Annotated in this window: 20 protein-coding genes; 7 read left to right on the top strand and 13 right to left on the bottom strand. The window is 72.1% G+C overall.

The window, feature by feature from the left end:
* Positions 1-16 precede the first annotated feature (16 nt).
* The 3 genes from IH48_RS0117145 to IH48_RS0117135 all read left to right on the top strand — a co-directional run bounded on the left by IH48_RS0117145 (position 17) and on the right by IH48_RS0117135 (position 3,586).
* Positions 17-1,885, top strand: a complete 1,869-nt coding sequence (locus IH48_RS0117145) for a glycoside hydrolase family 2 protein (protein WP_030904567.1) — start codon at positions 17-19, stop codon at positions 1,883-1,885.
* Positions 1,886-2,208: 323 nt separating this feature from the next.
* Entirely contained in the window at positions 2,209-3,294 is a 1,086-nt protein-coding gene (locus IH48_RS0117140; protein WP_030904565.1) for a L,D-transpeptidase, read from the top strand.
* A 43-nt stretch (positions 3,295-3,337) separates the two neighbouring features.
* Complete coding sequence (locus tag IH48_RS0117135) at positions 3,338-3,586, top strand: Smr/MutS family protein (RefSeq protein WP_030904563.1); 249 nt, start codon at positions 3,338-3,340, stop codon at positions 3,584-3,586.
* Here the strand turns inward: IH48_RS0117135 and IH48_RS0117130 are convergent.
* The 6 genes from IH48_RS0117130 to IH48_RS0117105 all read right to left on the bottom strand — a co-directional run bounded on the left by IH48_RS0117130 (position 3,576) and on the right by IH48_RS0117105 (position 8,583).
* Positions 3,576-3,770 (bottom strand): hypothetical protein, encoded by a 195-nt coding sequence (locus IH48_RS0117130; RefSeq protein WP_030904561.1) that lies wholly within the window; start codon positions 3,768-3,770, stop codon positions 3,576-3,578. The genes IH48_RS0117135 and IH48_RS0117130 overlap by 11 nt on opposite strands.
* A 118-nt stretch (positions 3,771-3,888) precedes the next feature.
* Positions 3,889-5,025, bottom strand: coding sequence for an acyl-CoA dehydrogenase family protein (locus IH48_RS0117125; protein WP_030904560.1), 1,137 nt, complete (start codon positions 5,023-5,025; stop codon positions 3,889-3,891).
* Positions 5,022-6,239 (bottom strand): acyl-CoA dehydrogenase family protein, encoded by a 1,218-nt coding sequence (locus IH48_RS0117120; RefSeq protein ID WP_051839947.1) that lies wholly within the window; start codon positions 6,237-6,239, stop codon positions 5,022-5,024. The genes IH48_RS0117125 and IH48_RS0117120 overlap by 4 nt, the downstream gene beginning before the upstream one ends.
* Positions 6,239-7,204 carry an NADPH:quinone oxidoreductase family protein gene (locus IH48_RS0117115; RefSeq protein ID WP_030904556.1) on the bottom strand — a complete coding sequence of 322 codons (966 nt, stop codon included), beginning with the start codon at positions 7,202-7,204 and terminating at the stop codon, positions 6,239-6,241. Before IH48_RS0117115 ends, IH48_RS0117120 begins: the two co-directional genes overlap by 1 nt.
* Positions 7,205-7,401: 197 nt before the next feature.
* The gene (locus IH48_RS0117110) at positions 7,402-7,671 is read right to left on the bottom strand and encodes a DUF5133 domain-containing protein (RefSeq protein ID WP_307865414.1); all 270 of its coding nucleotides are present in this window, start codon (positions 7,669-7,671) and stop codon (positions 7,402-7,404) included.
* Positions 7,672-7,842: 171 nt separating this feature from the next.
* Positions 7,843-8,583, bottom strand: a complete 741-nt coding sequence (locus tag IH48_RS0117105; RefSeq protein ID WP_030904552.1) for a PIG-L deacetylase family protein — start codon at positions 8,581-8,583, stop codon at positions 7,843-7,845.
* Positions 8,584-8,686: 103 nt separating this feature from the next.
* On the opposite strand from IH48_RS0117105, the gene IH48_RS0117100 reads away from it, so the two are divergent.
* Entirely contained in the window at positions 8,687-9,850 is a 1,164-nt protein-coding gene (locus IH48_RS0117100) for an ATP-binding cassette domain-containing protein (protein WP_030904551.1), read from the top strand.
* On the opposite strand, the gene IH48_RS0117095 is transcribed toward IH48_RS0117100, so the two are convergent.
* Positions 9,851-11,314, bottom strand: a complete 1,464-nt coding sequence (locus IH48_RS0117095) for an APC family permease (RefSeq protein WP_030904549.1) — start codon at positions 11,312-11,314, stop codon at positions 9,851-9,853.
* Between the two features lie 191 nt (positions 11,315-11,505).
* On the opposite strand from IH48_RS0117095, the gene IH48_RS0117090 reads away from it, so the two are divergent.
* The gene (locus IH48_RS0117090; RefSeq protein ID WP_030904547.1) at positions 11,506-12,477 is read left to right on the top strand and encodes an acetylxylan esterase; all 972 of its coding nucleotides are present in this window, start codon (positions 11,506-11,508) and stop codon (positions 12,475-12,477) included.
* 39 nt (positions 12,478-12,516) lie between these two features.
* On the opposite strand, the gene IH48_RS0117085 is transcribed toward IH48_RS0117090, so the two are convergent.
* The 6 genes from IH48_RS0117085 to IH48_RS0117060 form a co-directional block, all read right to left on the bottom strand.
* A complete protein-coding gene (locus tag IH48_RS0117085) occupies positions 12,517-13,485 on the bottom strand; it encodes an ABC transporter substrate-binding protein (RefSeq protein WP_030904545.1) in 969 nt (322 codons plus the stop codon).
* On the bottom strand, positions 13,482-14,156 hold the full coding sequence (locus tag IH48_RS0117080; protein ID WP_030904543.1) for an ABC transporter permease: 675 nt from the start codon (positions 14,154-14,156) through the stop codon (positions 13,482-13,484). Before IH48_RS0117080 ends, IH48_RS0117085 begins: the two co-directional genes overlap by 4 nt.
* Positions 14,153-14,833 (bottom strand): ABC transporter permease, encoded by a 681-nt coding sequence (locus tag IH48_RS0117075; protein WP_030904541.1) that lies wholly within the window; start codon positions 14,831-14,833, stop codon positions 14,153-14,155. Before IH48_RS0117075 ends, IH48_RS0117080 begins: the two co-directional genes overlap by 4 nt.
* Before the next feature lie 72 nt (positions 14,834-14,905).
* Positions 14,906-15,355 carry a cupin domain-containing protein gene (locus IH48_RS0117070; RefSeq protein WP_037842291.1) on the bottom strand — a complete coding sequence of 150 codons (450 nt, stop codon included), beginning with the start codon at positions 15,353-15,355 and terminating at the stop codon, positions 14,906-14,908.
* Between the two features lie 55 nt (positions 15,356-15,410).
* Entirely contained in the window at positions 15,411-15,986 is a 576-nt protein-coding gene (locus tag IH48_RS0117065; RefSeq protein ID WP_030904538.1) for a UbiX family flavin prenyltransferase, read from the bottom strand.
* A gap of 12 nt (positions 15,987-15,998) precedes the next feature.
* Entirely contained in the window at positions 15,999-17,459 is a 1,461-nt protein-coding gene (locus IH48_RS0117060; RefSeq protein WP_030904536.1) for a UbiD family decarboxylase, read from the bottom strand.
* Positions 17,460-17,655: 196 nt separating this feature from the next.
* Between IH48_RS0117060 and IH48_RS0117055 the strand changes: the two genes are divergently transcribed.
* On the top strand, positions 17,656-18,558 hold the full coding sequence (locus IH48_RS0117055) for an ABC transporter ATP-binding protein (protein ID WP_078849803.1): 903 nt from the start codon (positions 17,656-17,658) through the stop codon (positions 18,556-18,558).
* A gap of 1 nt (position 18,559) precedes the next feature.
* Positions 18,560-19,384, top strand: a complete 825-nt coding sequence (locus tag IH48_RS0117050) for an ABC transporter permease (RefSeq protein WP_051839943.1) — start codon at positions 18,560-18,562, stop codon at positions 19,382-19,384.
* The last annotated feature ends 13 nt before the right edge of the window (positions 19,385-19,397 follow it).

The raw sequence follows: 19,397 nt of genomic DNA, 5'->3' as shown, positions 1-19,397 counted from the left end.
GAAGGAGGAACGACCCGTGAGGGCGAGTGAACAGGATGGGTCGTACCCGAGGCCGATGCTCTGCCGTGACCGGTGGAGCAGCCTGGACGGCACCTGGGAGTTCGGCTACGACGACGCCGACGCCGGGGAGCGCGAGGGGTGGTTCTGCGACCGGGAGAGCGGCGGGTTCGACCGGGAGATCGTCGTCCCCTACCCGCCGGAGGCACCCGACTCCGGCATCGGCGACACCGGGCCGCACCCGGTCGTCTGGTACCGCCTCCTCGTGCCGCACGGAACGCTGGTGCCGGCCGGCGCCCCGGAGGGCAGGACGCTGATCCACTTCGGCGCGGTCGACCACCGCGCCCGGGTCTGGCTCGACGGGCACCTCGTGGCCGAACACGTCGGGGGGCAGACGCCGTTCACCGCGGACGTGACGAACGCGCTGCGGCCGGGCGCCGGCGAGCACCTGCTCGTCGTGCGCGCCGAGGACGACCCGGCCGACCTCTGCGTGCCGCGCGGCAAGCAGGACTGGCAGGAGCGCCCGCACGCCGTCTGGTACGAGCGGACCACCGGAATCTGGCAGACCGTGTGGACCGAGACCGTGCCGGAGCAGCACATCGGCGACCTGGCGTGGACCACCGATCCCACGCACGGCGTGGTGGCCGAGGTGACGCTCGCGCGCCCGGTGTCCCGGCCGCTCGCTGTGGACGTCGTGCTGCGCCTCGGCGACCGGGTCCTGGCCGAGGCGTCCACCGTGACCACGGGCCGCCGCGTCCGCATCGACCTGGCGATCCCCGCCCTGCGCAACGGCATCGACAGGGAGCAGCTGTGGTGGCGGCCCGAGTCGCCGACCCTGGTGGATGCCCGTGTGAGCGTGCGCGACGCCGCCACGCCCGCGCCCGCCTCCCCCGACGACATCCGCGCCGCCGGCGTCGTCGATGCCGTGGACAGCTACCTGGGGCTGCGCAGCGCGGCGGTGGGCGACGGCGTGTTCCTGCTCAACGACCGTCCCTGTTACGTCCGTTCGGTGCTCAACCAGGGCTACCGGCCGAGGACGCTGCTCGCCAGCAGCGGCACGGACGAGCTCCGCCGCGAGGTCGAGACGATCAAGGCGATGGGGTTCAACGCCGTCCGCGTCCACCAGAAGGCCGAGGACCCGAGGTTCCTGTACTGGGCGGACCGGCTCGGCCTGCTGGTGTGGGGCGAGACCGGCGCTGCCTACGAGTTCGGCACGGAGGCCGTCGAGCTGCTCACGCGCGAGTGGCTCGACCTGGTGCGGCGGGACCGCAGCCACCCCTCGGTGGTCACCTGGGTGCCGGTCAACGAGAGCTGGGGCACCTCGGACATCGCGCACGACGCGGCGCAGCGGCACTACGTGACGGCCCTTGCCGGCCTCACGCGCGCCCTCGATCCGACGCGGCCCGTGATGTCGAACGAGGGGTGGGAGCACACCGACAGTGACATCCTCGGCGTCCACGACTACTGCTCCGACCCCGCCGTGCTCAGGGCGCGTTACGGCGACGCAGCCGGTTTCGGCGCGGTACTGAACGGCCCGGGGCCGCAGGGCCGCGTGCTGACCCTCGACGAGCGGCAGGACGAGCGGTTCGCGGCGGGTGACGCGCCCCTGATGATCACGGAGTTCGGCGGCCTGTCCCTCAAGGGCGACGACGGGGAGTTCTTCTACACGCAGACCAGTTCCGACACCCAGTACGCCGCGCTGCTGGGCGAGTTGTTCGGTGCGCTGCGGACGAGTCCGCTGGTGGCGGGTTTCTGCTACACGCAGTTCATGGACACCGCGCAGGAGACCAACGGCCTGCTGTTCTGCGACGGCACGCCCAAGCTGCCGCTGGAAACGATCCGCACCATCGTTACCGGCGTGAAGGACGCTGACGCCCCAGGCGCCTGAGCGAGGGCACGGCCCGGACATCACCGGCCATGATCGGCTCCGGGACGGGGTGTGCACCGTCCGCGAGCCGACCAGGCGGAACGGCTCGTACGGGCACGACCCGCGCACGGGACAAGCCGGACATGTAACACACCGGCCACCCTCGGTAGCGGTCCGGGAGTTGGCCGGTTCCCGTTGCCGTGTGACAACACTCTCGCGTGCGACAGCGCCCAGGACGCCGGATTCGGTGTTCGTGGCGCTGCTCGTGTGCCACTCTCGGATGTGTCCGCATAATCCGGTGACTTTCGGATCTTCGACGAGTGAGGATGAGTGGGGCATCGAGCATGGGCCGACGCAGCAGAGGGAGCATAGGCACGGCGCTCGTGGTGGGCGCCGTGGTCGCGGGGGCGAGCGCATGCGGTGCCGGCGGGGCCACGGCATCCGCGGCCGGTGCGACACCGGCCTCCGCGCCCGCCGCGGCATCCGTCTCCGCATCCCCGTCCGCGTCCACCTCCCCGACCGGCTCGGCGACGCCCTCGCCGACCGCGTCCACGCAGCGCTCCGCCACCCGGAGCGCCGTGCCCGCCTCGACACCCTCGGCGACGAAGCCGGCGTCCAAACCGCCGATGCTGCTGAACAGCATCACGCCGACCGCCGGTGACACCGTCGGGGTCGCGATGCCCGTGTCCATCGTCTTCACCCATCCCGTGGCGCCCTCGGCCCGTGCCTCGGTCGAGCGGCACCTCAAGGTGTCGGCCTCGGTGCCGACCACCGGGGCGTGGCACTGGTTCGGCTCGACCCGCGTCGACTGGCGCCCGAAGTCGTACTGGCAGCCGGGCACGCAGGTGTCGGTGGACGCGGACCTCGCCGGTGTGGGCGACGGCCACGGCCGTGCGGGCACCCACAGCTACCACCACGCCTTCACCATCGGAAGGGACACCGAGGCCACCGTCTCCGTGACCGGGCACACCATGAAGGTCACCCGCGACGGCAAGACCTTGCGCACCGTGCCCATCGACGCCGGCAGCAAGTCGTGGCCGTCCTGGGACGGCACGATGGCGGTCATCGACAAGCAGCCCAAGGTGCACATGACCTCGTGCAGCGTCGGCATCAGCTGCGACAAGAAGAGCAAGGACTACTACGACCTGACCCTGCCCTGGGACGTCCACCTGACCAACTCGGGCACGTACCTGCACTACTCGAGCGGCGACCCGTACCCGGGCCACAGCGTGGGCTCGCACGGCTGCGTGCACCTGTCGCTGGCGGACGCCAAGTGGTTCTACAACATCGTGAAGCAGGGCGACCCGATCACCATCACCGGCTCCCCCCGCGGCAAGGCAGCCCCGGACAACGGCTACGCCGACTACAACCTGACGTGGGCGCAGTGGCTGTCCGGGAGCGCGAGCGGCGCGCGCACGGCCGCCTCGTGACGGCACCGGTTCGCGCGCGGCACCCTCGCCCCGGGGCGCGCCGATGATCACGGTGGACCTGCATCCGATCTTCCGTAGCAATCGGGACATCGAACTGGCTCTGCGCCAGGCTCTGTTCAGGGCGGCCGCCACGGGCGAGCCCGTGCTGGAACTGATCCCGGGCAAGGGGTCGGGCAAGCTCAGGGCGCGCGTGATCGCGTTCCTCGGCCAGCCGCACGTCAAGCGGCTCTACGACCGCTTCGAGGTCGACCCGGACAACGGCGGGCGCATCCTGGTCCATTTCAGGGTCTGATGCCGCTGACCATGTCGGCGGTCGCCGAGACGCCGTTGCTGATGGTCGGCGCCATGCTCGTACTGGCCAGCATGAACCCCAGCAGGACGCAGATCACCGCGTGCCACACCTTGAGGCCGCCGCTGCGGATGAAGGCCACCGCCATGACCGCGAGCAGCAGCAACAGGGAGACCGTGATCGCCATCGTGCACCTCTCCTCCGCCGCACCCTGTTGCGGCATGTGGGCGCCAGTGTGGCGGAGGGCGAGCGCCGTCCGGGCGAATGACGCGTCGGCCGTTCGGGTGACAGCGTCCCGGACGCCGTTACAGCCGGTCAGCGCGGCTCGGAGCGGGCAGGCCCGCGAGGGCGGCGACGGTGTCCTTGTGGCGGCCCGCGGTGCCGAACGCGGCCTCGTCCGCCTTGGCGCGCTTGAGGGCGAGGTGCGCGGGGTGCTCCCAGGTCATCCCGATGCCGCCGTGCAACTGCACGCACTCCTCCGCGGCGTGGACGGCGACCCGGCCGCAGTAGGCGCCGGCCACCGCGACGGCGAGCCGCGCATCCGGGCTGCCGGTGGCGAGCGCGTCCGCGGCGCCCCGCGCGGCGGCGCGCGCCGAGACGACCTCCACCCACAGCTGGGCCATGCGGTGCTTGAGCGCCTGGAACGACCCGACGGGCCGGTTGAACTGGTGGCGCTCCTTCGTGTACCTGACGGTCTCCTCCAGGCACCACTCGGCGATGCCCAGTTGCTCGGAGGCGAGGAGTCCCGCCCCGCTGAGGAGGCCGCGGCGCACCGCCGCGCGCGCCGTGTCCGCGTCGGCCAGCCTGAGCCCCGCGGCCGGGTCCGCGGTGACGGCGGCGAGCGGGCGCGTCAGGTCGAGCGGCGTGAGCGGCTCCACGGTGACGGCCGGGTCGGCGGTCTCGACCGCGTAGAGGCCGTCGTCACGCACCAGCAGGAGGACGTCGGCGCGCGCCGCGTCGGCGACGCTCGTGACGGTGTCCGCGGCACGCGGGTGCGGGTCGCCCGGCGCGGTCGTGAGCGGCAGCGCGAGCACGGCCGTGCGGGCGCCGGTGGCGAGGGCTGTGACGAGGCCCGCGACGTCGGGCTCGCCGGTGTCACAGCCGAGCAGGATCCCCGTGGCGACGACGGAGCTCGTCAGGTACGGCGCGGGCGTGACGGCGCGTCCCAGCTCCTCCAGCACGACGGCTGCCTCGCGGGCGCTCGCGCCCTGTCCGCCCAGCTCCTCGGGCACGAGCAGGCCCGCCGCGCCGATGGAGCCGGCGAGCCGGTCCCAAAGGCCCGCGTCGTACGGGTCGCCCGACTCGGCGCGGGCGAGCGCGGCGGCCGGGTCCGCCCGGTCGGCGAGCAGCGCGCGGACTGCGGCGCGCAGGTCCTCCTCGGCGGCCGTGTACAGCAGGTCGGGCGCGGCCTCAGGGGCGGTGGCGGTCTGTTCCGTGGTCATCGCGCCAGGTCCTTCCATGCGACGTCCTTGTCGTCCCGCGGCTCGGGCGGCAGGCCGAGGACGCGTTCCGCGACGATGTTGAGCAGCACCTCGCTGGTGCCTCCTTCGATGGAGTTGCCCTTGGAGCGCAGGTAGCGGTAGCCGGCGTCGCGCCCGGTGAAGTCGACGTACTCGGGCCTGCGCATCGTCCAGTCCGAGTACAGCAGCCCCTCGTCGCCCAGGAGTTCGACCTCCAGGCCGCTGACGGCCTGGTTGAGGCGGGCGAAGGTCAGCTTCATGCCGCTGCCCTCGGGCCCCGGGTGGCCCGCGGCGAGCTGCTGCCTCAGTCGTTCACCGGTGAGCCGGGCGACCTCCGACTCGACCCACAGGTCGAGCAGGCGCCGGTGCAGGTCGTGGGTGCGCAGTTCGGGGCGTTCGCGCCAGGTGGCGGCGGCGGGGCCGATCATGCCGCCCTCGCGCGGCAGGCGGGCGCCGCCGATCGAGACGCGCTCGTTCATCAGGGTGGTCCTGGCTACGCGCCAGCCGTCTCCGACCTCGCCGAGCCGGTGGGCGTCGGGGATGCGCACGTCCGTCAGGAAGACCTCGTTGAACTCGGCCTCGCCGGTGATCTGGCGCAGCGGCCTGACGTCCACGCCGGGGTCGGTCATGTCGCAGACGAAGTACGTGATGCCGCGGTGCTTGGGCAGATCCGGGTCGGTGCGGGCGATGAGGATGGCCCAGCGGGCGAGGTGGGCGCTCGACGTCCAGACCTTCTGGCCGTTGACGATCCAGTCGCCGCTGTCCTCGTCTCGCACGGCGCGGGTGGCGAGCGCCGCGAGGTCGGATCCGGCGCCGGGCTCGCTGAAGAGCTGGCACCACACCTCGCGCCCCGTCCACAGCGGCTTCAGGAAGCGTTCCTGCTGCTCACGCGTCCCGTAGCGCAGGAGGGTCGGCGCGGCCATGCCGAGGCCGATGCCGATGCGGCGCGGATCGTTGCCGGGTGCGGCGGCGTCGTCGAGTTCGGCGTCCACGGCGGGCTGCAGGGCACGGGGCGCGTCGAGGCCTCCGAGACCGGCCGGGAAGTGCACCCACGCGAGGCCGGCGTCGAACCGGGCGTCGAGGAAGTCAACGGGGGCGGTGGTGGCGGGCGGATGCTCGGCGAGCAGCCGGCGCGTACGGTCGCGCAGCTCGCCGGCGCCGGGCGGGGTGGCGGGCCCGCCGGTGGTGCGTGCCATCACTTGGCTCCTTCCGGTACGACCACGACGCGTCCCGTGGTGGTGCCGTCGGCGACGCGCTGGACCGCGTCGGCGGCCGCGTCGAGGCCGACACGTTCGCTGACCAGGGGCGCGATCCTGCCCCGGTCGGCGAGGTCGGTGAGGCGCTCGTGGCAGCGCAGGACGGCGGCGGGGTCCTTCGCCGCGTACAGGCCCCAGTGCAGGCCGAGGATCGAGTAGTTCTTGACGAGGGCGTGGCTGAGCGCGGGCGCGGGAACGGTGCCGCTGGTGAAGCCGATGACCACGATGCGGCCCTCGAAGGCGACGCACTTGGTGGACTTGGTGAAGGCGTCGCCGCCGACGGGGTCGAAGACGACGTCGGCCCCGCGGCCCCCGGTGGTGTCCTTGACGGCGGCGATGATGTCGTCGGCGTGCCGGTCGAGTACGAGGTCGCAGCCGAGTGCCTCGGCCACGGCGGCCTTCTCACGGCCTCCGACGACGCCGATGACCCGGGCCCCGGCCGCCTTGCCCAGCTGGACGGCGGCACTGCCCACTCCCCCGGCGGCGGCGTGCACGAGCAGTGTCTCGCCCTCCTGGAGGTGCGCGCGCCGGTGCAGCGCGAACCAGCCGGTCTGGTAGCCGATGTGCAGCGCGGCGGCCTGGGCGTCGTCGAGTGCGGCGGGCGCGGGCAGCAGGGCGGCCTCGTCGGCGAGCGCGTATTCGGCGAAGCCGCCGTGCGGCAGGGCGACGGTGGTGATGACGCGGCGTCCGTCCTCGGTCCTGCCGCAGATCTCCACGCCCGGTGTGAAGGGCAGCGGGGGCGTGATCTGGTACTGCCCGCGGCACAGCATCGCGTCGGGGAAGTTCACGTTGGCGGCGCTGACCGCCACGGTGACCTGCCCCTTCGCCGGCTCGGGCGGCTCGGTGGACTCCAGCCGCATCACCTCGGCCGGCTCGCCGTTGCGGTGCACTCGCCATGCCTGCATTCAGGGCCTCCACACACGATGGGCAGTAGGGCGTGCCGTCGCATACTAAGCGGTCGCTTGCGCGTGTGGGAACAAGGAGGCAGGAGGTGTACGGGCGCCGGTCCTGGCGTGCAGGGGCGGCCGGACCGGATGCCCCGGCCGGGCCGCCTCCGACATGCCCGTGCGCCGCTTCCCGGCCGCCCGGCCGGGAATGGACGTCAGGCCTTCTCGCGGCGCTCCGCGTCGGCGAGGAGCGGTACGGGCCGCATGTGGCGCAGATAGGACTCCGCCTTGAGGATCGCCTCGCGCGCCGTGCGCTGCCCCATCAGCACACAGAGCGTGTAGGCCACGTCCTCGAAGCGCCTTCGGGTCGCGTCGTCCTGCGGGTCGGCGAGCACCAGCCGTTCCCATGCCCGGTAACGGCCCAGCAGGTCGGCGACCAGGTGTCGGTCCGGCAGCAGCATCTCTACCACTTCCAGTTCCAGCATGGTCTGTGGTCCCGCTCGCCGTTTCGAGCCGTGCGTCTTCGGACGTGGCGACGCGGGTGGGGTACGGGCCGTGCGCCGCGCGCAGCGACGCTCCGTCCCCCGCCCCCCAAGTGTCACCCGGTCGCCGCGTCCGCGCATGTCGAGGCGCGTGGTGGGCGAGTGCGGCCCCGCTCAGCGCGGCAGGAGTTCGAAGGTGACCGCGGGCCGGCCGCCGAAGCGGTCCGCCGCCGCCTGCGCCACCCCGGTGAGGAAGGAGCGGCAGTAGTCCTCGGGCTCCTGGTCGGTGAGGACCTCGATGTAGGTGCGGTGTTCGAGCAGCGAGGCGACCGCGCGTTCGAGCCCCGGGCCCGCGTCGACGGCATGGGTGGGCGTGTCGGAGCCGGCGACGGCCACCCACCGCACCCCGTCCCACGGCGCGAGGCCGCGCTCGGCCAGTTCGGGGAAGATCCACCGGTTGCCCGCGTCGCCCGCGGCGTCGAGCGCGGCGCGGCCGACGGCACGGTGGTCCGGTGTGTTCCATGCGGCGCCGCCCCAGGTGTCCCGGTGGTTCAGCGTGACGACGAGCTCGGGGCGGTGCGCACGGATCGCGGCGGCGATGTCCCTGCGCAGGTCGGTGCCGTACTCGATGACGCCGTCGCGGTGGCCGAGGAACTCGACGTCGCGCACGCCCACCACGGCGGCGCTCGCCCGCTGCTCGCGTTCGCGCAGGGGGGCGCAGTCGCCGGGGGCGATGGTGTCGATACCCGCCTCGCCTCGCGTCGCCAGGAGGTAGGTCACCTCCCTGCCCTCGTCCGTCCACTGGGCGACGGCCGCGGTGCAGCCGTACTCCAGGTCGTCGGGGTGCGCGACGACGGCGAGCGCGCGCTCCCAGTCGGTCGGCATCGGGGACAGCTGATCGGTCTGCTCCGTCATGGGGTGACTATAGGCGTGCGGGCGCCCACCCGCCGTGGTGAAGGGTCCCCCGGCCGGCCACGGACCGTTCGCGGCGCCGCCCGGCCGCTCCTACGGTGAGGAGGTGATCCGCTTCGAGGACGTCGGCAAGGTGTACCCGGACGGTACGACCGCCGTCGACAGGCTGTCGTTCGAGGTGCGGGAGGGCGAACTCGTCACCCTGGTCGGGCCGTCGGGGTGCGGGAAGACCACCACGATGATGATGGTGAACCGGCTGGTCGAGCCGACGTCCGGGCGGATCCTCGTCTCCGGCGAGGACATCTCCGGCGCCGACCCGGTGCGGCTGCGGCGCGGTATCGGCTACGTCATCCAGCAGGGCGGGCTGTTCCCGCACCGCACCGTCCTCGACAACGCGGCGACGGTACCGGTGCTCGCGGGGTGGAAGAGGACGAAGGCGCGGGCCAGGGCCGCGGAGCTGCTGGACCTGGTGGGGCTCGACCCCGGGATGTACGGCCACCGCTACCCTGCGCAGCTCTCCGGCGGTCAGCGCCAGCGCGTGGGCGTGGCGCGCGCCCTCGCGGCCGACCCTCCGGTCCTGCTGATGGACGAGCCGTTCGGCGCGGTCGACCCGGTGGTGAGGGAGCGGCTGCAGAGCGAGTTCCTCGCCCTGCAGGCGACCGTGCGCAAGACCGTGCTTTTCGTGACGCACGACATCGAGGAGGCGGTCAGGATGGGCGACCGGATCGCCGTGTACGGGGAGGGCCGCATCGAGCAGTACGACACACCGGCGGCGGTGCTCGGCGCTCCCGCCTCGGAGTACGTGGCACGGTTCGTAGGCGCCGACCGGGGTCTCAAGCGGCTGTCGGTCACGGCCGTCATGGCCGGCGACCTGGAGCAGCCGCCGGTGGCGTGGGTGGACGAGACGGCACGCGACGTGGCGGCACGCCTCGACGCGGCGGGCGCGCGCTGGGCTGTGGTGCTCGGCGGCGGCGGTGAGCTGCACGGCTGGGTCTCGGCCCGTGAGCTGTCCGGTGCGCGTGACGCGGACCGCATGGGCGGCCTGGCGCGGCGCATGGAGGCGTGGGTGGCGCTCGGTGCGCCGCTGAAGCGGGCGTTCGGCGAGATGCTCCAGCACGACGCGGGGTGGGTGGCCGTGCTGGACGGGGAGCGGTTCGCGGGCGTCCTGACACCGGCAGGCCTGCACGAGGCCCTGCGCAGGTCGGTCGGCGCCGACGCCCGGGGTGTCACGCGCGGCGACGTCGACTTCTCCTCGGTGTCGGACGCCTAGTCACGTCCGGTCGCGGTCCCCGTCCGGCGCCGGCTGCCCCATGGCCGACAGGTCCGGCTTGCGTCCCGCGAGGAGCAGGCCGAGCAGCAGGACGACGCCGACGCCCAGCCAGACGAACCCGAGGCGCTGGGCGGCGACCTGGGCGTTGACCACGACGTAGGCGAGGATGGCGAAGCCGATGGCCGGCGCGATGAGATGGCTGAAGTACCGGCGGCTGCGGCCGCGCACGACGTAGTGCCACACGACCGCGACGTGCAGCACCAGGAAACCGGTCAGCGCGCCGAAGTTGACGAGGGTGGAGAGCAGGGTGATCCCGTCGTCGCGCGAGGCCATCCAGAGGCCGAGCAGCAGGGACACCGCGGCCACCAGCAGCGTCGCGTTGACCGGTACCTTGCGGGTGGGGTGGATCTTCGCGAGGAACGCGGGCAGCTGGCGGTCGCGCGCCATCGCGTACAGCAGCCGTGAGGTGGCAGCCTGGGCGACCAGCGAGTTGGCGAACCCCCAGGCGATCGCGGTGGCGAGCGCCGTGAGGTCGGCGAGCCAGCCGCCCGCGGCGACCCGGGCCGCGTCGTAGAAGGCCGTGCCGCCGGGATCTCCCCGGCTCACGAGGTGACCCGGGTCCGGGACGAGCAGCGAGGCCACGAACGTCTGCACGATGAACAGCGTTCCTGCCAGCAGCAGCGCCCCGATCATGGCGCGCCCGATCGCGCGGGAGGACTCCCGGCTCTCCTCGGCCATCATCGAGATGCCGTCGAAGCCGAGGAAGCTCAGCGCGGCGACCGACACGGCGCCGAAGACGAGCGACCACGAGAAGGTGTGCGCGTCGTAGACCGGTGACCAGCTGAACCCGTGCCCCTTGCCCTGCGCGAGCGCGACGACGGCGACCACGAGGAAGACCGCGAGCACGACCGCCTCGAAGAGCAGCATGATCTTGTTGAGCCGCGCCGTCATCTCGATGCCGCGGTAGTTCGCCACGGTGTTGAGGACGACGAAGAAGACCACCCAGGCCCACACGGGCACCGCCGGGAGAAGCGAGTTCATCGCGACGCCCGAGGTCAGGTAGAGCAGGCTGGGGATCAGGACGTAGTCCAGCAGCAGCATCCAGCCGGACAGGAAGCCGACGGGCGCCGCGATCCCCCGGCCCGCGTACGAGTAGACGGAGCCGGCCATGGGGAAGGCGCGCGACATCTGCGCGTACGAGAGTGCGGTGAACATCATGGCGACCATGCCGACCGCGTACGCGAGGGCGACCATGCCGCCGCTCGCCTCAAAGACGCTGCCGAAGATGCCCATGGGCGCGATGGGCACCATGAAGACGAGGCCGTAGACCAGCAGGTCGCGGAAGGAGAGCGAGCGGCGCAACTGCTGTTCGTAGCCGTACTTGCCGATGTCCTCGGGCCCCGCGCAGCCGGGGGCCGGCTCTCCTCGTCCCGCACGCGGGGGGTCTGCCGGAATGCCCGTCATCGCGCCCCTTTCTCTCCGGCCCGCCGCGCACGGCGGGGTCCGGGGGCGTCCCGCCCCGGCCGGAGGCAGAGCCTAGGACGGCGCGCGCCGGGTGAACAGGGTGCGTACGCCACGGACGCGGGCCGTACCCCCGCGCACGTCGGGCACGTACGGTGTGACCGCCCTCTTCTGACGATCAAGGTGGTGCCACGATGGCCCTGTTCGACATGGAACTCGACGCGATGCGCGCCTACCGCAGCGAGTCCGCCGAGCCCGCGGACTTCGACGCGTTCTGGGCGCGGACGCTGCGCGAGACACGGACGCACGACTTGGATGCGCGGTTCGAGCCGGTGGCGGCGGGCCTCGCGGCAGTGGACGTCTTCGACGTGACGTTCTCGGGGTTCGGCGGCCATCCGGTCAAGGGCTGGTTCCTGCTGCCGGCGGGGACGCGGGAGCCACTGCCGGTGATCGTGGAGTTCCTCGGGTACGGCGGCGGGCGCGGCCTGCCGCACCGCCATCTGCTGTGGGCGGCCGCGGGTTTCGCGCACTTCGTGATGGACACACGGGGGCAGGGCGCAGGCTGGGACGGCGGCGACACGCCGGATCCCGTGGGCAGCGCCTCCTCGTTCCCGGGCTTCATGACGAAGGGGATCGAGAATCCCGACGACTACTACTACCGGCGGTTGTTCGCCGACGCGGTGCGGGCGGTCGAGGCAGCACGCGCGCATCCGCTGGTGGACGCGGGGCGCACCGCGGTCACGGGGACGAGCCAGGGCGGCGGCATCACACTCGCCGTGAGCGGTCTGGTGGACGACCTGGCGGCAGTCGCGCCCAACGTGCCGTTCCTGTGCGACTTCCCGCGCGCCACGACCCTCACGGACCGGGACCCGTACCGCGAGATCGGCAAGTACCTCAACACCTACCGCGGCCGCACGCGGCAGGTCCGCTCGACGCTCGCCTACGTCGACGCCGTGCACTTCGCGGCGCGCGGGCGGGCTCCCGCCCTGTTCTCGACCGCGCTCGAGGACCAGACGTGCCCGCCGTCGACGGTGTTCGCCGCGTTCAACGCGTACGCCGGCCGGGAGAAGTCGATCGAGGTGTACGACTTCAACGACCACGAGGGCGGCGGCCCCTTCCACGAGGCGGTGCTTTTGAAGTGGCTGCCGGGGCGGCTGGCAGCCTGACGCCAAGGCCGGTTGCCGGGTGCGCGGCCTGATTCCGGGTCAGTCGCCCGGGATCAGGCCTTTCGCGCGCAAGTAGGTGCGTGCCACGTCCTCAGGCAGCCGGCGCCAGCTGTCGACCTGCTCGTCCATCGACGCCAGGTCTCGGGTGGTCAGGACGCGCCCGAGGCGGTCGAGTGCGGCGGCGATCCGGTGGCTGCCCGCCCGGGCACGGTTGACGACCGGCACGACGTGGTCGGCGTTCTGCAGGTGCTTGTCGTCGCCGAGGAGGACGAGTCCGAAGTCGTCGAGGGTCGCGTCGGTGGTCGTGGTGACCAGCATCTGGTCCTTGCCGCGCTGGACGGCACGCTTGGACGGGGTGGTGCCGATCCCCTTGGGGTCGATACCGGTGACGCTGATGCCGTACGTCTTGCGCAGACCGGGCGCGCAGTAGGGGCGTGACACGCATTCGTCGCCCGCCGCGAGTCTGACGTGCAGCCCCGCCCTGCCGACGTCGCTGAGGTTCTTCAGCCGGTGCTTCCTCGCGTACGCCCCGGTGACCGCGTACGCGTTCTGGTCCACGGCCCGGCCGGGCGCGAGGACCCCGAGGCCGCGGCCGGCGGCGAGGCGGCGCAGGGCGTTCATGGTGCCGGCGAGGCCGGGCGAGCCAACGGGTGCGGCGCCGGAGCCGTGGACCTTGGCGTTCAGCCAGTCGGCAAAGGTCGCCGCGTACTCGGGTACGACGTCGATCTGGCCGCTCTCCAGCGCCGGTTCGTAGATCTCCCGGTTGGTGACGGACAGGACGCGAGTGCGGTAGCCGGCGTTGTCGAGCAGCAGGGCGTACATCCGGGCGAGCAGGTCGCTCTCGGTGAAGCCGGCGGAGCCGATCGTCAGATGGCGGGCGTCTCCGGGCGGTGCCGTCACGCTGCCCCGGTTCTCCAGCGAAGGTCCGGTGCCGCACCCGGCGAGGAGCAGCGCGAGGGCGGTGAGGGGCGCGGTGGCGGCGAGCGCGAGGGTGCGGGTGGCCCTCACGGCGCCGCGTCCCCCGCCCGGTTCTGCGACAGCCGCTGGACGAGCGCGAAGGCGCCCTCGACCAGCAGGGCGAGGACGGCGACGAGGACGGCGCCCGCCACGACCTCCGGGGTGGAGGCCAGGCTGAACCCGGCGGTGATGATCCTGCCGAGCCCGCCACCGCCCACCAGCGCGGCCAGGGTGGCGGTCGCCACGAGTTGCACGGCCGCGATCCGCACGCCCGTGAGGACCATGGGCAGGGCGAGCGGCAGTTCCACACCGCGCAGTTGCTGGGCGCCCGTCATCCCCATGCCGCGCGCGGCCCGCACCACCTCGGGGTCGACGCCGCGCATGCCGACGTAGGCGTTGGTGAGCAGTGGCGGGATCGCGAACAGGACGAGCGCGATGATCGTCGGCCACTGCCCGTAGGAGCCGATCGGGGTGAGGAGCAGCAGCACCAGGACGGCGAAGGTGGGCACGGCCCTGCCGGCGTTGGAGATGTTGACGGCGAGCGCGCCGCCCTTGCCGAGGTGTCCGAGTACCAGCGCGACCGGCAGGGCGACCGCGCAGCCGAGGGCGAGGCAGACCACGGTGAGGAACAGGTGCTGCACGAGCCGGTGCGTGATGCCGTCGGGGCCCGCCCAGTGTGCGGCGCTGGTCAGCCACGACCAGGAGCCGGTGAGGACGCTCACGGGCGCTGCCTCCTCCTCCACGGGGTGATCAGCCACTGCACGCCGAGCAGCAGCAGGTCGGCGAGGACGGCGATGACCACGCACAGGACGGACGCGGTGAGCACCTGCGCCTTGAAGAAGGTGTTCATGCCCGCGTAGATGAGGTTGCCGAGCCCGCCGTGGCCGACGATCGCGCCGATGGTGACGAGCGAGACGGCGGAGACCGTCGCGATGCGCAGCCCGGCCATGGCGGCGGGCAGTGCGAGGGGCAGCTCCACGGCCAGCAGCAGGCGCAGCGGCCCGTAGCCCATGCCGCGTGCGGCCTGGCGTGTCTCCTCGGGCACGGCGCGCAGCCCGGCGAGGATGTTGCGCACGAGCAGGGTCAGGGAGTAGAGCACGAGCCCCGCCACCACGAGGGACGCCGAGAGGCCGTAGACCGGCAGCAGCAGCGAGAACATGGCGAGTGACGGGATGGTGTAGAGGACCGTCGTGACGCCGAGCACCGGCCCCGCGGCCCACCGCCGGTGACGTGCGGCGAGCGCGAGCGGCACGGCGATGACGACGGCGATGCCGACCGAGACCGCGGTGAGCTGGAGGTGCTGGACCACGGCGTCCGCCAGGATGTGCCGGCGGGTGGACAGGTACGTGCCGCAGATCCACTCGTTGCGCGCGAGGCAGTCGTGCGGGGCGGCCGTCATCCTTCCATTCCAGCGGCGGCCCGTCCGGTGCGCGCGCCGCGGTGGGCCGTCCGAGTGGCCCGCGGCGACCTGTCAGTTCGCGGGGTGGCTCTCGTCCTCGTAGTCCTGGAAGTCGAAGCCGGGCGCGACCACGCACGACACGAGCACCGGCTCGTCGCCCGCGGGCTCCGCGGCCTGCCACTCCCCCGCCGGGATGAGGACCTGGGGGCGCTGGCCCGCCTCGACGTCCATGCCGAGCAGCGCGGTGGTGCGCTGGGCGGCGGCACCGCCCGTGCCGCCGAGGCGGAGCAGGAGCGGGCCGCCGCTGTGCCAGAGCCACAGCTCGTCGGAGCGCACCCGGTGCCAGCGCGAGCGCTCGCCCGGGTGGAGCAGGTAGTGGATGCCGGTCGCGTACGCCCGCGTCCCCTGGTAGCCGTCGGGGCTCGCCGTGGCCGCGGTGCGCCAGGTCTCCTTGAACCAGCCGCCCTCCACGTGCGGTTCGAGGCCGAGTTGATGGACGAGTGGCGAGGTGTCATCGGTCACGCCCGGCATCATCGCACGGCCGCGGGGCGCGCGGCGCGCGGCCGTGCGGTGCCGGTCAGCCCGTCCAGCGCGGGAACGCCTCGTTCTCGATGCCGAACTGGTCGAGCACCTTGCCGCAGGTCTGCCGCAGCAGGTCGTCGACGGACCGGGGCTGGTGGTAGAAGGACAGCACGGGCGGGAGGATGGTGCCGCCGGCGAGCGTCACCGTCCGCATGTTCTCGATGTGGATGTAGTTGAGGGGTGTCTCGCGCGCGACGAGCACGAGGGGCCTGCGTTCCTTCAGGGTGACGTCGGCCGCCCGCGCCAGCAGGTTGTCGGAGTTGCCGGTGGCCACCGCCGCGAGGGTGCGCATCGAGCAGGGCACGACGACCATGCCGATCGTACGGAAGGAACCGGACGAGATGGCGGCGCCCAGGTTGCGCGCGTCGTGGACGACGTCGGCGAGCTTCTCCACCTCCCCCGGGTCCCTGCGCAGTTCGAGTTCGATGCTGAGCCTCGCGCCCGCGGACATCACCAGGTGCGTCTCGATGGTGCCCAGTTCACGGGTGAGTTCGAGGAAGGCCACCGCGAGTTGCGGGGCACTCGACCCGGAGACACCCACGACCAGCCGTCTTTTCGGTGTTGCCGGCACTGCCGTCTCCTCTCACCGGTACAGGTGCGGGTACTTGCCACGCACCTCAGCGGCCAGCCCCGGGGACGTCTGTGCGACGGTGGGGAAGGTGTCGCGCCGCTCGTAGGGGATGCAGGCGTCGATGACCATGCGCGAGTTGTAGAGCCGGTCGTAGTCGGTGACCAGTGTGTCGAGCCTGGACGACCATGTTCTGTCCAGGGTCGTGGTCATGGTCTTCGGGTCGCAGCGGGTGCCCATCGCCCAGATGACGTCGTGGATGTCGCTCGGATCGATGTCGTCGTCGACGACGACGATCCAGCGGCCCACGTAGCCGACCGGGTTGACCTGGGAGGCGACGAGCCCGACCTGGGTGGAGTGGCCGAAGTAGCGCTGCTTGACCGACACCGCGACGAAGGTGCGTCCGGAGCCGGCCTGATGGGTCCAGGCGCTGACGACGTCGGGCACTCCCGCCCCTTCCAGCGAGTCCAGGAGCGCGGCCGAGCGCAGGAAGCACCGCTCGAAGAGGTGCGCGTGCGGCGGCTTCTGGCTGGCCGCGCACGTCAGGATGGGGTTGTCGCGGTAGTGGACGCGCTTGATGCGGATGACGGGCTCGTCCTTTGCCTCGCCCGCGTAGTAGCCGTGCCACTCGCCGAACGGCCCCTCCTCGACGGTCTCGCCGGGCAGGATCTCGCCCTCCAGGACGATCTCGGAGCGAGCCGGGAAGGGGAGGCCGGTGAGCTCGCCCTCGATGACCTCGTGCGGTCGGCCCATCAGTCCGCCGCACCAATCGAGTTCGGGCACCTGGTCGGCGAGCGTGTACCCGGACGCGAGGTAGGTCACCGGGTCCATGCCGACGATGATGACCACGGGGCACGGTTTGCCCGCGCTCAGGTACTTGTCGCGGTGGATGCGGCCCTGCTTGCCGTTGGAGATGTACGAGGCGCAGGTGTTCTTTCCGGTGACCTGGACCCGGTACGTGCCGAGGTTGACGCGTCCCGTGTCCGGGTCGCGTGTGACCACGCCGCAGGCCGTCCCGATGTAGCGGCCGCCGTCCAGCTCGTGGTGGACGGGGACCGGGAAGAGCGAGAGCAGGTCGATGTCGTCGCCACTGACCACGTTCTGAAGTACCGGGCCCTGTGTGACGGTCTTCGGCGGGACGCCGTCGAAACCCTTCTTGATGACGCCGCGGAAGGCGCGGAGCATGTCGGCCCGGTTCTGCGACACGCCGGGCTCCATGCCGAGCGCGAGGGCCAGCCGCAGGGGCGAGCCGAACATGCCGTAGAGGCAGCGGTTCTGCTCGGGGTAGCCCGGCACCCGGTCGAACACCAGCATCGGTGACTTCTCGACCTTCTGCCGGTAGAGGACCTCGGTCACGGCGCCCATCTCCTTGTCCCAGTGGGCACCCGAGACGACCTCCAGTTCGCCGCCCGCGTCGACGGCCTCGATGAAGCTGCGCAGATCGCTCTGGATGACGTCACGGGGTTGGTTCGGCATGGCGGTGGGGCCTCCTGATCGCCTCGGCCACGTGCTGGCCGGCTCGTTGGGCGCGTGCTCGTCGGCACATGCGGTGGGCCGACGGACTCGGGGCGCACCGGGCATGCAATGGGTTCGATAATGGGGCTAACCGTCTTACCTTTCAAGAGTGTGGATCCATTGCATGGTCTGATGTTCAGACCTAGACTCCACGGCCATGTCTCCCAGCACCCAGCGGTCCCCGCAGGACCCGTCCGCACGGTCAGAGCCACCGCAAGGCCCGGAGCCCGGCGTCGCGAAGGGGGTTCGGACGGCCCATCTCAGGGCGGCCGGGGTCACCATCGACTACCGCGAACCCGGCTCCGCACGCCCCGGGGCCGGCACGGTGGTCGACCACGTCGATCTCACGCTGCACAAGGGCGACTTCGTGTGCATCGTCGGCCCTTCGGGGTGCGGCAAGACGACCTTCCTCAACGCCGTCGCCGGATTCCTCCCCATCGCCGGCGGCACGCTGGAGCTGGACGGCCGCGACATACCGGGGCCGGGGCCCGACCGGGCCATGGTGTTCCAGCACGCCAGCCTGCTGCCCTGGCGCAGCGTGCTCGACAACGTGACGTACGGCCTCGAACTGGGCAAGCGCGTGGGGCGTGCGGAGGCGCGCGAACGGGCCGGCGAACTCCTGGACCTGGTGGGCCTGTCGGCGGCGGCGGACCGGCATCCGGGACAGCTCTCCGGCGGCATGCAGCAGCGGGTGAACCTGGCACGGGCCCTCGCGGTCGACCCCGAAGTACTGCTGCTCGACGAGCCGTTCGCGTCCATCGACGCGCAGACCCGCGAGGTCATGCAGGTGGAGCTGGCACGCATCTGCACCGAGCGGGACGTCACCGCGCTGTTCGTCACCCACGACATCACCGAGGCGGTGTTCCTCGGCGACCGGGTGTGCGTCTTCAGTCCGCGGCCCGGCCGCATCGTCCGCGAGGTCGACGTGGCGCTGCCGCGCCCGCGGGAGACACGCCTGCGCAAGCGCCCCGCGTTCCAGGAACTGGTGGAGACCGTGTCGGACGTCCTGCACGGTGCGGCGGCGGGGGAGCCTGCCGGCGCGAACGGAGGGAGTGTCTGAGATGGCCGCCACCACGCGCGTCGAGCCGCCCAGAGCCACTGCGGCCCACACCGCCCGAAGAGGGCGGCGCTTCGGCCAGAAGTACGTCTACGGCACCACGGCAGTCATCGTGGCCCTCGCACTGTGGGAGGTCGTCGCGCTGCTGCGGCTGCGGCCCGCGATCGTGCTGCCGGGTCCTGGCGACGTCATCACCGCGTTCCGCAACCTGTTCAGCACGAGCGCGATCTGGACGGACCTCCTCACCAGCGGCCGCGAGCTGCTGCTCGGCCTGGTGTTCGCCACGCTGGTGGGCCTGCCGATCGGCATGCTGATCGGCTGGTACCGCAGGCTCTCCTACGTGCTCAGCCCGTTCGTCAGTTTCCTCTACGCGACGCCGCGCATCGCACTCACACCGCTGCTGATCATCTGGCTCGGCATCGGCGACTCGTCCAAGATCATGATCGTGTTCCTGATGGCGGTGTTCCCCATCCTGATCAACGCGGCGAGCGGGGTGCGCAACCTGGACCCGGCCGTGCTGCGCGTGGCGAAGTGCTTCGGCGGCACCGACCCGCAGATATTCCGCACCATCGCCCTGCCCGGGACCGTGCCGTTCATCATCAGCGGCCTCAGGCTCGCGGTGGGTCAGGCGCTGATCGGTGTGTTCGTCGCGGAGCTCAGTGGCGCCCAGGCGGGCGTCGGCATGCTGATGAACAACGCCGGCCAGCAGTTCCAGACGTCCGTCGTGTTCGCCGGCCTGTTCATCTTCGCTCTCACCGGTGTGACCCTCAACGCCCTCCTCCAGCGGGTGGAGCGGCACTTCGATTCCTGGCGCAACACATCCGACTGACCCGGTACTTCCC

The sequence above is a fragment of the Streptomyces sp. NRRL F-5126 genome (genome assembly GCF_000721265.1).
GTDB lineage: Bacteria > Actinomycetota > Actinomycetes > Streptomycetales > Streptomycetaceae > Streptomyces.
This window is presented reverse-complemented; position numbering and strand designations above follow the sequence as displayed.